Raw genomic sequence first — 14,502 nt, forward strand, 5'->3', positions numbered from 1 at the left:
TTTTCTATTTCATCGGAGATTTGAAATGGCGGGTGATCCCAGCAATCCGTTCAATGACAAGCTTGTTCAGCTCAACGGGGTGGATTTCGGTCCAGTTAAGGCTCTTGTGCGATCGGGGCCGGACGATTTGAATGCCGTAGGCGATAATATCACCGCAACCAGCGGCGGATCTAATACTCTGGTTAATACATTGAATGTCGTGAGCTACGGCTATACGGCGGGATTCAATGACGGAGTGGCTTACAGGCCACCGGTATTCGGTATCATCACCTTCTCCAATCTCCCGAATACCGGTATCGATGTGCCGGGTCCCTATCAGCAATATGCGATCATCGGATTTTCTTCGAATGGTCTTCTGCTGTATCGTATGCTCTACAGCGATATGAGATATGCCCGGGTCGATTATATGGACGCGGGTTTTGGCGGTGCGATTTTCTCTGAAACTGGTTTCGATACTGGAGACGTCACCTTTCCCGTGACGTTCAGTTACAACCCCAGCACCTATACGGCCTGTTTCGCCGAAGGTACGCCACTGCTCACGCCGTCGGGACCGCGCCTGGTCGAGGAGTTGGCAGCGGGGGATATGATCCTGACCGCGGGAGGCGCGCAGCGCCCGATCAAATGGGTCGGCTGGTCGAGCATGCGCCCCGCGCGCCATCCGCATCCGGACGAGGTCAATCCGGTGCGCGTCAAGGCTCATGCCTTCGCGCCGAACGTGCCCGAGCATGACGTGCGCCTCTCGCCGGGCCATGCCCTCCATGTCGACGGGGTGCTGGTGCCTGCCGGCCGCCTGATCAATGGTGCGACGATCGTCCAGGAAGCAGTCGAGACGATCCGCTACTTCCACGTCGAACTCGATACGCACGACCTTCTGGTCGCAGCGGGCCTGCCCTGCGAGAGCTATCTGGACGACGGCAATCGCGCCAGCTTCGTCAATTCGGGCGAAGCGGTAGCGCTGCATGGCCGGCTCGACCCGAAGAGCTGGGACGATGCCTGCGCGCCGATGGTCGCGGCGGGGCCGCAGCTCGTGGAGATCCAGCAGCGCCTCCACGCGCGCGCCGAGGCGCTCGGTTGGGTGCGGAGCGAGGATGCCGGCCTGGCGATCGTCGCCGACGGCGTCGAGTTGGCGCCGCTCCATGTCGCGGGCGATCGCTATTGGTTCGCGCTGCCGGTGGCGGACGAGATCGTCCTCCACTCCAATCACGGCATGTTGTCGCAGCTGGTTCCGGGGCTCGCCGATCACCGGCAGCTCGGTGTCGCGGTGTCGCAGCTCCGGCTCGATGGGGAAGCTATCGGCCTCGACAGCCACGTCCTGGCGTCCGGCTTCCATGCGCTCGAGCAGAGCGAACAGCTCTGCTGGCGCTGGACCGACGGCAATGCGACGCTCGCGCTCAAGCCGGCCGCGCCGGCCATGCTCGAAATCGAGCTCGTCATGATCGCGCCGTCCTGGACCAGCCCGATGCCGGCGCTTCGCATCGTTGCCTGACATTGGCGAGGGCCCGGCCGTTAGCCGGGCCCTCGCTCCAAGGGAGTTTGCCTTTTGCTCGACGTGATCGAGAAGCAGGATGCCAATCAGGGGCCGGCCCAGGGTTCGGCATGTGCGTGCCAATCGGGCCTCAGCCGGGACAAGTGCTGCGAGCTGGATCTCAGCCGGACTGAGCGTGTCCCGCCGGAGAGGCACGCGGAGGCGCTGACCGACCTGACTCGTGCCTTTCATGCGGGCGACCGGGAGACTGCGCGCCGCCTGGCAATCGAAGTGCTCGAGGTCTCACCCGGCCAGCGCGATGCGCTGGGCGCGCTCTTCAACCTGCTGCGTGAGGCCCGGCAATCGCAGGCGGCGGCCTCGGTGGTCAATCGGATGGCCCATCTCGATCCCAACGACGCGACCATCAGGTCGGTGGCGGCGAACTTCTTCCTGGAGCACAACGACATACCGCATGCGAACATGCATGGGCGCATGCTGGTCCGACTGGCACCGGAGGAATCGGTCGCGCATTTCGCAATGGGCCGCATCTTCCTGGCGAGCGGCAAGGCGCAGGCTGCGGAGGTACATCTCCAGCTCGCCGAGCAACTCGCCGATCCGGCCAAGCGGAACGCGCCTGATCTTCTGGCGGCACGCGCCCTCGCGCTGCGGGAACAGGGCAAGTTCGCCGCGGCACGCGCGATCTACGAACGCCTCTCCGAACAGAACGGCCTGAGCCTCCAGATGATGCTCGACTGGGCCACGCTCGAGGAATCCGCGCGCGATTTCCCCGCTGCCTTCGCGCTGCTCGATCGTGCGGACGCGATGCCCGGAACCGACATGCGTGCTGCGGTGATGCGCGCCGGCCTCCATCGCCGCGTCAAGGAACCCCAGCGCGCGCTAGAGGCGATCGGTGCGCCGGGCGAGGAGGTCGAAGGGAGCGGGGCGCTGCTGGCCCGGGGCCAGATCCTCGACTCGCTGGGCCGCCATGACGAGGCGTTCGCCTGCTTCGCCGCGTACAAGGCACGCGTCCGCGAGGGGGGCGGGGTCTATATGGCCGAGGAGGCGAGCCAGCTGGTCCGTGCGCTGGAGGATTTCTTCACCGAGGGCCGGACTCGGCTCCTGCCCCGCGCCGCGGTTCGCGAGGCGAGCCCGCAACCCATCTTCATCGTCGGCTTCCCGCGCTCGGGAACCACGCTCGTCGAGCAGACGCTCAGTTCGCATCCGGAAATCTCGGCGGGTGACGAACTCCCGATCATCCATTCGATCGCGCAGCGCACGCAACTCCTGCTCGGCAGCCCTGGCGCCTACCCGATCGCGCTGAGCGAGCTCTGGCTGGGCGATCGGCGCGGCCATGTCGATACGTTGCGCGACCTCTACCTCAACGAGGCGCGGGAAATGGGTGCGGTAGCGCCGGACAAGCGATGGTTCACCGACAAGATGCCGCTCAATGAGACGCATCTCGGCCTGATCGGCCTGTTGTTCCCGAGGTCGCCGATCATCCACCTCGTCCGGCATCCGCTCGACGTGGTGCTCTCGGTCTTCTCGAACGGCCTGACCCACGGCTTCTATTGTGCCAGCGCGCTGGAGACCGCCGCTACGCACTACGCCCTGATCGCCGACCTGATCGCGCATTACCGGTCGGCGATGCCGCTTCATTATCATGCGGTGCGCTATGAGGATCTGGTCACCGACCAGGAGCGCGAAGTGCGCGCGATGCTCGACTTCATCGGCGAGCCATTCGATCCGGGGGTACTCGCCTTTCACGAGAATGCCCGCCACGCCCGTACCGCCAGCTATGCCCAGGTGACCGAGAAGCTCTACACGCGATCGCGATTCCGCTATCGCAACTATCTGAAGCATCTCGAACCGGTGATCCCGATCCTGATGCCGGCGATCGAGCGGCTCGGCTATACGGTCGAGCGGTAGCGAGGACTATCGGCAGGAAACGGCCCCGGATTTTCTCGGGGCCGTCCTTGCCCTGTCGCCAGTGCCTAGATGCCCGCCTTGCCCGAGCAGGTGCTGTTGGCGGACGCGGGGGTGCCCATGAACAGGTTGTACCCGCCGAGCGTGCCGCTGACGCTCGAAGGCTCCACCGAGTTCTTCAGGAAAGTCTCGCGCACTGCGTGCTTCCACGGAGTCGGAAGCGCGCCGATGTTCGAGCGGATGAGCAGGCCCGAACTGACAAACGTGGCGGCGACGCGGGTGAAGATGCCCGTGCGGTTGGTGCCCGTGCCATCAAAGGTAGGGACATAGTCGGTGTTGAAATTGAGGAAGTTGACCATTGCGGTGCCATTCGAACCGCTGGCATCGGTCGCGTAGCAGGTATAGCCCAGGAACTGGGTCGTGCCGGTGATCGGATAGCCGGCCGAGGGGTTCTGAAGGCCCGTTCCTGCATAGATCACGTCGTACCAGGCGAGCGGGTTGGTGCGCTTGGCATTGCCCTTCACGCCCGGGGTGCCGCCCTGATAGCTCGGGATACGGACCTGGCGGGTATCGGCGCTTGCGTCGTTGAGCGTGCCATCGCTGGTCGACTGCGGCGGGAGGATCGTGCCGAAGGCAGTCGTGGCGTTCTGCGCGCTCGGCATGTGCCACAGGCCGGTCGTGGCGTTCTGCAATGCCATCGCCTTCAGTCCGCCGGGCGCGCTCGGCGAACCGTCGATGAAGGCTGCGCCGATATAGCCGATCTTGCCGTTGAGCTTCACGGTGTTGTCCGAAGGCGAGACATAGTCGGGCGCGAACTTGATCGCGCTGGCAATGTTGTGATCACCCAGGGTGACGAGGAACAGGCCAGTGCCGTTCGAGACCGTGGGGGAGGGCTGCGAGCTCACCTTGCCGGCGTTGGTGGCTGGGGTGACGATCGCGCTGCCGCTCCAATATTCGGCACCGACCACCGTGGCGCCCGAGAAGTTCGGGCTGCCCGGGACGCCGGCGTCGTTCGGCGAGGTGTTGCCGGCTTCCGGCGCCGTGCTGCCGGTCCGTAGGCCGGTATCGATGCTGACGCTGTCGAACACCGGACGCACCGCGGCGGTCACCGTGCGGTTGTACGGCAGCGTATCGGCGTTGGTGGCGTATTTGTTGCCGCTGGCAACCGTGCCGCACTGGGCGGCGAGGGCGCGGGTGAAGATGTCGGTCGTGCCCGAACGGTCGAGACGGCCGACCAGGCGGACCGGAACGCCGTCCGCATTCCAGCGGGCCGCGGCATCGGCCGAGTCGCGCAGGCTCGTGCCGCCATTGTCGGCGGTGAAGGCAGCGTTGTTGAAGTTGACGATGGTGCCGTTGAAGACGCCGCAGAGCGTCGACTGGCTCAGGCGCAGGCCGCCGGCATTGGTGCCCAGGATGGTCTGCGGGTTCGATAGGTTGAAGAAATAGTCGGTGGTGACGCCGCCGACCGTCTTGCGGCCGTAGTTCGGGCTGTAGGCGATCGCGATTGGAAGCACGAACTTCGGGAACATGATCGGCGCGCCGCCATTGGTCTGCGCGGCGCCGCTGGTGTAGCTGGTCAGGTCGCCGTCCGTGACCGACGAATCGGCGAAGGCGAACTGGACCTTGTTCCAGGTGCCGAAGGGGTTCGGATTTATTGTGTTGATCACGAAGGCGGGAACCGAGGTGAGCGAGCCCGGTGCGATCCAGGCGTTGCGTGCGTTACCCGAACCCGAGCTGAGATAGCGGCCGAGGAAGCCGGGCCAGAGGTCCGTGGTCGCGCAGCTGATGAGCAGGTTCGTCGGCTCGGGGATTGCAATGAAGCCGTTGCCGAGCACGCCGAGGTTCGAATAGCCGCCGTTGCAGTTGAGCTCCTGTACGAGCGCGCCCTGGATCGAGCTTGCGCCGGTGCCGTGCAGTGCACGCTCCCCGTCGTTGCTCGCGGTGGTCTGGGCCTGCGCGGAGGCGCAGGCGATGGCTCCGGAGGCGATCGCCGCCAGAATCAGGGTCTTGCTGGAATATTGCATCGAAAGTCTCCCGGTTGGTATTGCGGACCGATGCGAACCTTCGGGGATTTCGTTCTCTGGGGGCCTTTCCAGGTCCTGGTGCGGTAACGAAAACGGCGGCCCCGGATTGCTCCAAGGCCGCCGCAGTTTCTGGTTATCCTATGTACTTACAGGCCGGTCTTGCCCGAGCAGGTGCTGTTGGTCGACGTGGGGGTGCCCATGAACAGGTTGTACCCGCCGAGCGTGCTGCTGACGCTCGAAGCTTCCGTCGAGTTCTTCAGGAAGGTCTCGCGCACCGCGTGCTTCCACGCCTGCGGAAGGCCGCCGATGTTCGAGCGGACGAGCAGGCCCGAGTTGCTGAACAGCGCGCCCACGCGGGTGAAGATGCCCGTGCGGTTGGTGCCGGCACCGTCGAAGGTGTTCACATAGTCGGTGTTGAAGTTGAGGAAGTTGACCATCGCCGTGGCGTTCGAGCCGCTGGCGTCGGTCGCGTAGCAGGTATAGCCCAGGAACTGGGTCGTGCCGGTGATCGGATAGCCTGCGGTCGGGTTCTGAAGGCCCGTGCCTGCATAGATCACGTCGTACCAGGCGAGCGGGTTGGTGCGCTTGGCATTGCCCTTCACGCCCGGGGTGCCGCCCTGATAGCTCGGGATACGGACCTGGCGGGTATCGGCGCTCGCGTCGCTGAGCGTGCCATCGCTGGCCGACTGCGGCGGGAGGATCGTGCCGAACGCAGTCGTGGCGTTCTGCGCGCTCGGCATGTGCCACAGGCCGGTCGTGGCGTTCTGCAGCGCAGCAGCGTGCAGGCCGCCCGGGGCGCTCGGCGAGCCGTCGATGAAGTCGGCGCCGATATAGCCGATCTTGCCGTTGAGCTTCACGGTGTTGTCCGAAGGCGAGACATAGTCTGGCGCGAACTTGATCGCGCTGGAGACGCGGCCGCTACCGTCGGCGACGAGGAACAGGCCGGTGCCGTTCGAGACCGAAGCGGAAGGCTGCGAGCTCACCTTGCCGGCATTGGCAGCCGGGGTGACGATCGCGCTGCCGCTCCAATATTCGGCACCGACCACCGTGGCGCCCGAGAAGTTCGGAGTGCCCGGTACGCTGGCGTCGTTCGGCGAGGTGTTGCCGGCTTCCGGCGCGGTGCTGCTGGTCTGCAGGCCCGTGTCGGCACGGACGGCGTCGAACACCGGACGCACCGCGGCGGTCACCGTGCGGTTGTACGGCAGCGTTTCGGCGTTGGTGGCGTACTTGTTGCCGCTGGCGACCGTGCCGCACTGGGCGGCGAGGGCGCGGGTGAAGATGTCGGTCGTGCCCGAACGGTCGAGACGGCCGACCAGACGGACCGGAACGCCGTCGGCATTCCAGCGGGCCGTGGCGTCGGCCGAGTCACGCAGGCTCGTGCCGCCATTGTCGGCGGTGAAGGCGGCATCGTTGAAGTTGACGATGGTGCCGTTGAAGACGCCGCAGAGCGTCGACTGGCTCAGGCGCAGACCGCCGGCGTTGTTGCCGAGGATCGTCTGCGGGCTCGAGATGGCGAAATTGTAGTTGGTGACGACGCCGCTGACGGTCTTGTTGCCATAGTTGGGGCTATAGGCGACCGCGACCGGAAGCACGAACTTCGGGAACATGATCGGCGCGCCGCCATTGGTCTGCGCGGCACCGCCGGTGTAGCTGGTCAGGTCGCCGTCCGTGACCGACGAATCGGCGAAGGCGAACTGGATCTTGTTCCAGGTGCCGAAGGGGTTCGGATTGGCGGTGCCGATCGCGAAGGTCGAGGTCGAGGTCATCGTGCCAGCCGCGACCCAGGCCGTGCGGCCGCCGCCCGAGCCCGAACCGACATAGCGGCCGAGGAAGCCCGAGTTGAGATCCGTGGTCGCGCAGTTGAAGGCAGGCGCCGGCGCCGGCGAGAACAGGTTGGTCGGCTCGATCGAGGTCGACGAGGTGCCGGCAACCGACGAGGTGCCGATCGCGCCGAGGTTCGAGTAGCCGCCGTTGCAGTTGAGTTCCTGCACCAGGACGCCCTGGATCGAGGTTGCGCCGGTGCCGTGCAGGGCGGTCTCACCGTCGTTGTTCGCGGTGGTCTGGGCCTGGGCGAAGGACGAGGCGAGAGCGCTGGTGGCGACGGTCGCCAGGAACAGCGCGTTCTTGAAACGCTTCATGGGTATTCTCCTGTTTGGGACATGCCTTAAGAAATGTCGGTTAGTTCCAGTCGAATTCGGTCGTTCAAGATATCTCTGCGATATCCTGTTTTGATCGAAGTAAGTTCTTAAGGTCACGCAAAGTCCATCCGCGCATTCATGAGAATGTCGGCGAACCCTCGTTCTAGGGTTATTCGATCTATGCAGCCATTGATTAGATGAATTGCGTAGATGGAAATCATTCAAACAAGAATATTGTCATATATCGGCTTCGACTCGATTCTGAACCGACGATTGATCTCTTACGCAGATCAAATGACATTTTTGTTATCGAGAAGCTGTCGCAAATATAATCTGCACTAAAATGGCAGTATTTGCAAAAATGCACGGTTAATGACTTCTGAAATATGAAGTCATATCTAAAGTATAGTGCAATTTAGTTGTAGCATTATCCGGATATGAGCTTTTCTTGGCGGGCTCATCCAGGGCTTGCCTCGACCGGGAGGCTCGGGCCGGAAGGTGGTACATGATCGGCGATAGCACGGCGCCCGAGCCAAATATTGAAGGTTCCTGGGACAAATTGCCGGGTGGACCGGCTGTCGCGCCCGATGGAGATGGGCTTGCGGCGATGCTGCAGGATCGCGGGCTGCTGGCGGAGGAGGCGCTCCAGCGCGCGTTGCTGATCGAGCGCGAATCGGGCGAGCGGCTCGAGGCGGTGGTGACGCGCCTGGGCATGATCTCGGAGGACCGGCTCGCCGCGGAACTGGCGCGCTTCTCGGAACTGGCCGAGATCGCTGCCGATGGCTTCCCTGCGGCACCGGTCGAAGGGCCGGAGCTCTCGATCGCCTTTCTGCGCGACATGCGGGCAGTTCCGATCGCGATCGATGGCGCCGCGGTGCGCATCGCGGTGTCGAACCCGTTCGATCCCTTCGCGGTCCAGGCCTTCGGCTTCATGTTCCAGCGTCGCGTCGAGCGGGTGATCGGCCGGGCCAGCGACATCGATGTCGCGATCGAGCGGCTCTATCATGGCCAGCCGCAGAGCGCGGACGCGATCGACGACGCCGTCGATGACGATGATCTCGAACGGCTGAAGGATCTGGTCAGCGACGCGCCGGTGATCCGCGCGGTCAACCGGCTGATCGCCAGCGCGGTCGACCAGCGCGCCTCGGACATCCATATCGAGCCGGGCGACGATGGCCTGGCGATCCGCTTCCGCATCGACGGCATGCTGCGCGACGCCGGGCGGCTCCCGGTGGCGATGCGTGCCCCGCTGGCGTCGCGCATCAAGGTGATGGCGCAGCTCAACATCGCCGAGCGCCGGCTGCCGCAGGACGGGCGGATGCGCATCTCGGTGCGGGGGCACGAGATCGACCTGCGCGTGGCGACTGCACCTTCGATCCATGGCGAGAGCGTCGTCATGCGTATCCTCGACCGCTCCAGGTTGGCGCTCGACTTCGTCGCGCTCGGCTTCGATCCGGACCTTGCCGGCCGCCTGCGCGATGCGATCATGTGCCCGCACGGGATCGTGCTGGTCACCGGCCCCACCGGCAGCGGCAAGACCACTACGCTCTACGCCGCGCTTTCCGAGCTCAATGCGCCCGAGCGCAAGCTGCTCACCGTCGAGGACCCGATCGAATACCGGCTGCCGGGTGTCGTCCAGACCCAGGTCAATCCGGCGATCGGCTTCACCTTCGGATCGGCGCTTCGTTCCTTTCTGCGCCAGGATCCCGATGTGATGATGGTCGGCGAAATCCGCGACACCGAGACCGCGCAGATCGCGGTCCAGGCGGCGCTGACCGGCCACATGATCCTGTCGACGCTGCACACCAACACCGCCGCCGGAGCTGTCTCGCGGCTGCTCGACATGGGCGTCGAGCCGTTCCTGCTCGGGTCGGTGCTGACCGGCGTGCTGGCTCAGCGGCTGGTCCGCCGGCTCTGCCCCGAATGCCGCCAGCCCTTCGATGCGCGAGAAGCGGGGCCCGAGGCGCTGCGGCCGTTGCTCGCGCGGCAGGGTGTCGACCGGCTCTACCACGCGGTGGGCTGCGCGCGGTGCGGCGGCAGCGGCTATTCGGGGCGCATCGCGCTGCTCGAGTTCCTGCGGGTGGACAGCACGGTGGAGCGGCTGATCCTCAAGCGGGCCGATACGCGGGAGATCCTTGTCGCCGCCGAACAGGGCGGGATGCGCAGCCTGGCGGCGGACGGCGTCGCCAAGGCGGCGGCGGGACTGACCACGATCGAGGAAGTCCTCCGCGTCGCGAGCGGGGAAGCCTGATGGCGACCTGGCGCTACCGTGCGATCCGCCGCGACGGCTCCGCGCTGGCCGGTGAGGTCGACGCGGCCGATCGCGAGGATGCGGTCGCCAGCCTCAGGCGGAGCGGCGCCACGCCGCTCGAGCTCGTCGTGGTGCCGCCGCGCGCACCGGGGCGGCCGCGGCGTGCCGGGGCCAAGGCGAAGGCGGCCGCCACCACCTGCATCGGCGAGTTGGCGGTGCTGATCGGCGCCGGGCTGCAGCTCGATCGGGCACTCGCGCTCGCGATCGAGAATGTCGAGGACAAGAGGGTCGGGGAGAGCCTGGGCGAGATATTGCGCGACGTCCGGGAGGGGGCGCCGCTTTCGCGCGCGATCGCGCAGAAGCCCGAGCTGTTCTCGCCCACCGCGATGGCGATGATCGAGGCGGGCGAGGCCAATGGCCGGCTCGGCGAGGCGCTGTCCCGGCTTGCGGCGACGCTGGAGCAGGAGGCCGAGCTTCGCCGCCTGGTCGGATCGTCGATGATCTACCCGATCGCGCTGCTGGTGATCGCCCTCGGCGTGGTGCTGCTGATGCTGCTCTTCGTCGTCCCGCAGTTCGAAAGCATGTTCGCGAGTGCCGCCGGCAAGCTCCCCACCGCCACGGTCGTGGTGATGACCGCGAGCCGGCTGTTGCGCGGCTATGGCCTGGCGATGCTGCTCGGCATCGCGGTCGCCGGCGTGGGTGGGGCATTGCTGCTCCGCCGCCCGGCGGTGCGTCTCGTCCGCGACCGGTTGGTGCTCGCACTGCCGCTGCTCGGCGAGCTGGTCCGGCGGGTCGAAACCGCCCGGTTCGCCCGCACGCTCGGCGCGCTGATCGACGGCGAGGTGCCGCTCCCCGCCGCGCTCGGCCTCGCGCGCCGGACGATCTCGAACCAGGTACTGGGCGACACCATCGCCCGCGTCGCCAATGGCGTGAAGGAGGGCGGGGGGCTCACCGCGCCGCTCGCCGCCTCCGGCGCGCTGCCGCGGCTGGCGATCGGCTTCCTGCGCACCGGCGAGGAGACCTCGCAGCTCGGCATGATGCTCGGCCGCCTCGCCGACGTGCTCGATCGCGACATCCGCCTGCGCATCGAGCGGCTGATCGGCATCCTCACCCCGGTGATCACCGTCGTGCTGGGCGCCACCGTCGCATCGATCATCGCCGCGATCATGTCGGCGATCCTCGGCTTCAACGATCTCGCCCTGACATCATGAACAAGGACAGGACCGCCATGCGGAAAGACAATGGACGCGACGCCGGCTTCACGCTGCTCGAACTGCTCGTGGTGCTCGCGATCCTGGGGCTGCTGGCGGCGATCGTCGGGCCGCAGGTGATGAAATATCTCGACAGCTCCAAGTCGCAATCGGCACGGGTGCAGGCCAAGAACGTCGCCGCCGCGCTCAACCTGTTCAAGCTCGACGCCTCGCGCTTCCCCACTGCAGAAGAGGGCGTCGCCGCGCTGATCAAGCAGCCGGCCAACGTGCCCAACTGGAACGGTCCCTATCTGCCCGAGCAGTCGGCGATCCTCGATCCCTGGGGGCGGCCCTATCTGCTGAAGATCCCCGGCGAGCATGGCGATATCGACGTCTATTCGCTCGGTTCGGACGGGCAGCCCGGCGGCACCGGCGAGGCGCGGGATGTCGGCAATTATTGATCCGCATCGCGGGGATGATGGCGGAACCTGTGGATTCACGCTGGTCGAGGTCCTGGTGATCCTGGCTATCCTCGCGCTCATGGCGGGAATCGTCTTTCCTTCGGTCGAGAAGGCGATGCGGCGTCAGGGCTTCATCGAGGCGGCGAAGCGTGTGGAGCTGGGGCTTCGCACCGCCCGGGCGGCGGCAGTGACCAGCGGCGAACCGGTCCGCTTCGCGGCCGCGTTCGATGGCCAAGGTTTCCGCTTCGCCGATCGCGACGATCGCTTGCCCGAGGGGGTGACGATCGCGATGCCCGGCCGCGGAATCCGGTTCTTCGCCGATGGCAGCGCAACGGGCGGCGATATCGAGATATCGGACGGGCAGCTTCGCCGGCGGATCGCCATCGGCAAAGTGCTGGGCACGATCGAGGCCCGGCAATGAGAGGCCCGGCGCCAGCGGACGCGTCCGAAGGGTTCAGCCTGGTCGAGACGCTGGTCGCGCTCTCCGTGATCGCGATGATGTCCGGGCTGTTCTTCGATTCGATCAGTGCCAATGCGAAGCTCGCGCGCAACGTTGCCGCGCGCCGTGAAGCGATGCTGCTCGCCCAGTCGCTGCTCGCCGCGGCCACGGCACCGAGCGACGCGCGCGATGTCGCTGACAGCGGCAGCAGCCGGAACCTGCGCTGGAGGATCGTGCGCGCACCGCGTGGCGGTGGCGCACGGGATGGCGGCATTCCGCTCGAGGAGGTGCGCGTCGAGGTGGTCGACCGTGAGACCGGCCGACGGCTCACCAGTGTCCGCACGCTCCGGCTTGCGCGTTGAGCGATGCGTGTCCCCGCTTCCTCGGCAAGCCGTGCGGGCGCATCGGGCTTCACGCTGATCGAGCTGCTCGTCGCGCTCGCGTTGATGGGCATGGCGGCGTCGCTGCTTCTTGCCGGACTGCGCATGGCCGGGCTGGTGACGCTGCGCGAACGGGCGAGCAATGCGGGGCTGGACCAGGTGATTGCGGCGCAGCGCATCCTGCGCACGGGGATCACCCGGCTCCGGCCCGTCGCACGCTTCGACACGTCCCGGCCGATCCTCGAGTTTCGTGGGGACGATGGGGTGCTGAGCTTTGTGGCGCCGCCCTTCGATCGCGACGCGCCGGACGCGCTCCAGCGTTTCCGGCTCACTCGCACCGCGACTGGCGACCTCGTCCTTCATACCGTGAGCACGCGCAAGGCCGGGGTCGATCAGCGCGGCTATGACCTGACCGGCTGGACCTCGACGACGCTGCTGCGCGGCATCACCCGCCTTTCGATCAACTATCGCGGTGTTCCGGAATCGGGCGGCGACCGGGCCTGGCTCAACCGGTGGTGGGACCGGACCAGCCCGCCCGAGCTCATCCGTATCCATGTCGAGTTCGCGCCGGCCGATCCGCGGCAATGGCCGGACCTGCTGATCCGGCCGCAGGTCGCGACCAGCACCTGCCTGGGCGATCGACCGGGCGGCGGCTGCGGAGCCGAGCGATGAACCCCCGCGCCCTGCTCGACGCCGATATGCGCACGATCGGCCAATGGCTGCTCCAGGCCTGGCAATGGTGGGTCGATGAGCTGAGCGGGCTGGTGCCGGCTCGGTTGCGGCGTGGGCGGACCAGCGAGGCGCCGCGCTTCGCCGTGCGGCGCGATATGCTCGTGCCGGTGTCGGTCGGGGTTCGCGGTGCGGCGCCGGGCATGCGGGTCACGCTGGTCGTGTCCGCCGCCGATTGCCTGGTGCGGACGATCATCCGTCCCGCGCTCGGCGAGCGCGACATGCAGCGCATGATCGCGTTCGAGGCGGATACGCTGCTGCCGCTTCCTTCGGGCTCGGCGCTGCTGGCGGCGCGGATCGCAGGCCCGTCGGAAGAACCGGGCACGATCCGTATCCTGATCGCCGGCCTGCCGATCGAAACGGCGCGCGCCATGCTCCAGGTCGCCGACGCCGCAGGCGTCGTGCCCGTCGCGGTGGTTCTCGAAGAGTTGCAGACGGTGTCGCTCGACTTCGCCCCGGCGATGCGTGCCGCGGGCCTGCTGGCGCGCAAACGGAGCGCCGCACCCCTGCTCTGGGGGCTGGTGGTCATGCTATTGCTACTCAATATCGCTGCGGCGATCTGGAGGGATGCGGCGCATGTCGCCCGGTTCGAGCAGATCGTCGCGGAGCAGCAGCCGGCGGTCGGCATCGCCCAGGCGATAGCCAGGCGGGGTGAGCAGGACCGCAGCCTGGCTACGCGTTCGCTCGCGTTGCGCCGCACGCACGACCCGCTGCACGTGATCGCGGCGGTGAGCGATGCGCTGCCCGAGGGGGCCTGGCTCCAGCGCCTCGTCTGGGATGGCGAGACGGTGCGCCTGACCGGCTATCGTCCGGCGCGTGCCGATGTCGCCACGGCGCTGCGCCGCTCGGGCCGCTTCTCCGGCGTTCGTGCCATTGGGGAGAGCAGCGAGGCGGCGGTGCCTGCCGGTGAGCCGTTCGATCTCTCCGCCAGGGCAGGCGCACGATGATGCGTCCGGTATCCGCCCGCGAAAGGCGCCTGGTGGCGCTGCTGATCCTCTTCGGGATCGTCGCTGCGATCCATTTCCTGGTCGTCGGCCCGATCCTGGCGAATTTCCAGATGCGCGCGGATCGGTCGGACCGGTTGGCGCTGACCTATACGCACAATGTCCGGACCATCGCGACGATCCCGCGGCTGCGGCGCCAGGCGGAGGCCGCGCGTGCCGCGACCGCGTCCTTCGTGGCTGCCGTGCCCAATGTCGATGCGGGCCGCGAATGGCTCAAGGAACGGCTGCAAGCTGCGGTCGAAGGAGCAGGCGGCACCTTCCGTGAGGGAGGGGACGCCGAAGGCCGCCCGGGCTGGGCGCGCGCGCGGGCGGCGGCCCGGATGACCCTGCCGCAACTCACCGCCGCCCTTGCCCGGCTCCAGAACCAGCCGCCCTGGCTCGTCGTCGAGACGGTCAGCCTCAGTGCGGGCAACACGATCGTGCCCGGCCAGTCTCCAGTCATGGATGTGGAAATTGAAGCTTCGATCCCCATTCGCCCTGCCGCCGCTCGATAGGTCG

The 14,502-nt window shown here is 66.8% G+C and carries 12 protein-coding genes; 10 read left to right on the forward strand and 2 right to left on the reverse strand.

Annotated features, from left to right (window positions below; all coding sequences use genetic code 11):
* The first annotated feature begins 25 nt into the window (after window positions 1–25).
* Both GGR46_RS14000 and GGR46_RS14005 read left to right on the forward strand, forming a co-directional pair.
* Window positions 26–1,486 (forward strand): Hint domain-containing protein, encoded by a 1,461-nt coding sequence (locus tag GGR46_RS14000; RefSeq protein WP_183998547.1) that lies wholly within the window; start codon window positions 26–28, stop codon window positions 1,484–1,486.
* A 63-nt stretch (window positions 1,487–1,549) separates the two neighbouring features.
* Complete coding sequence (locus tag GGR46_RS14005) at window positions 1,550–3,391, forward strand: tetratricopeptide repeat-containing sulfotransferase family protein (RefSeq protein ID WP_343058187.1); 1,842 nt, start codon at window positions 1,550–1,552, stop codon at window positions 3,389–3,391.
* 65 nt (window positions 3,392–3,456) lie between these two features.
* On the opposite strand, the gene GGR46_RS14010 is transcribed toward GGR46_RS14005, so the two are convergent.
* Together GGR46_RS14010 and GGR46_RS14015 are read right to left on the reverse strand one after the other, a co-directional pair.
* Entirely contained in the window at window positions 3,457–5,412 is a 1,956-nt protein-coding gene (locus tag GGR46_RS14010; RefSeq protein ID WP_183998549.1) for a type 2 periplasmic-binding domain-containing protein, read from the reverse strand.
* A gap of 146 nt (window positions 5,413–5,558) precedes the next feature.
* Window positions 5,559–7,550: a type 2 periplasmic-binding domain-containing protein gene (locus GGR46_RS14015; RefSeq protein WP_183998550.1), complete on the reverse strand. Its 1,992-nt coding sequence runs from the start codon at window positions 7,548–7,550 to the stop codon at window positions 5,559–5,561.
* Between the two features lie 607 nt (window positions 7,551–8,157).
* Between GGR46_RS14015 and GGR46_RS14020 the strand changes: the two genes are divergently transcribed.
* From GGR46_RS14020 to gspM, 8 genes are read left to right on the forward strand one after another with little or no spacing between them, the layout of a single operon-like run.
* Window positions 8,158–9,801 carry a GspE/PulE family protein gene (locus tag GGR46_RS14020; protein WP_246426083.1) on the forward strand — a complete coding sequence of 548 codons (1,644 nt, stop codon included), beginning with the start codon at window positions 8,158–8,160 and terminating at the stop codon, window positions 9,799–9,801.
* Complete coding sequence (locus GGR46_RS14025) at window positions 9,801–11,012, forward strand: type II secretion system F family protein (RefSeq protein WP_183998552.1); 1,212 nt, start codon at window positions 9,801–9,803, stop codon at window positions 11,010–11,012. Before GGR46_RS14020 ends, GGR46_RS14025 begins: the two co-directional genes overlap by 1 nt.
* 17 nt (window positions 11,013–11,029) lie before the next feature.
* Entirely contained in the window at window positions 11,030–11,452 is a 423-nt protein-coding gene (gene gspG, locus GGR46_RS14030) for a type II secretion system major pseudopilin GspG (RefSeq protein WP_221262733.1), read from the forward strand.
* Window positions 11,436–11,873: a GspH/FimT family pseudopilin gene (locus GGR46_RS14035; protein ID WP_246426084.1), complete on the forward strand. Its 438-nt coding sequence runs from the start codon at window positions 11,436–11,438 to the stop codon at window positions 11,871–11,873. Before gspG ends, GGR46_RS14035 begins: the two co-directional genes overlap by 17 nt.
* A complete protein-coding gene (locus GGR46_RS14040) occupies window positions 11,870–12,253 on the forward strand; it encodes a type II secretion system protein (protein ID WP_183998555.1) in 384 nt (127 codons plus the stop codon). The genes GGR46_RS14035 and GGR46_RS14040 overlap by 4 nt, the downstream gene beginning before the upstream one ends.
* Window positions 12,254–12,256: 3 nt before the next feature.
* On the forward strand, window positions 12,257–12,943 hold the full coding sequence (locus GGR46_RS14045; RefSeq protein ID WP_183998556.1) for a prepilin-type N-terminal cleavage/methylation domain-containing protein: 687 nt from the start codon (window positions 12,257–12,259) through the stop codon (window positions 12,941–12,943).
* Window positions 12,940–13,947 (forward strand): PilN domain-containing protein, encoded by a 1,008-nt coding sequence (locus tag GGR46_RS14050; protein ID WP_183998557.1) that lies wholly within the window; start codon window positions 12,940–12,942, stop codon window positions 13,945–13,947. Before GGR46_RS14045 ends, GGR46_RS14050 begins: the two co-directional genes overlap by 4 nt.
* Window positions 13,947–14,498, forward strand: coding sequence for a type II secretion system protein GspM (gene gspM / locus GGR46_RS14055; RefSeq protein ID WP_183998558.1), 552 nt, complete (start codon window positions 13,947–13,949; stop codon window positions 14,496–14,498). Before GGR46_RS14050 ends, gspM begins: the two co-directional genes overlap by 1 nt.
* The last annotated feature ends 4 nt before the right edge of the window (window positions 14,499–14,502 follow it).

The sequence above is a fragment of the Sphingomonas kyeonggiensis genome (assembly GCF_014196745.1).
Taxonomy (GTDB): domain Bacteria; phylum Pseudomonadota; class Alphaproteobacteria; order Sphingomonadales; family Sphingomonadaceae; genus Sphingomonas; species Sphingomonas kyeonggiensis.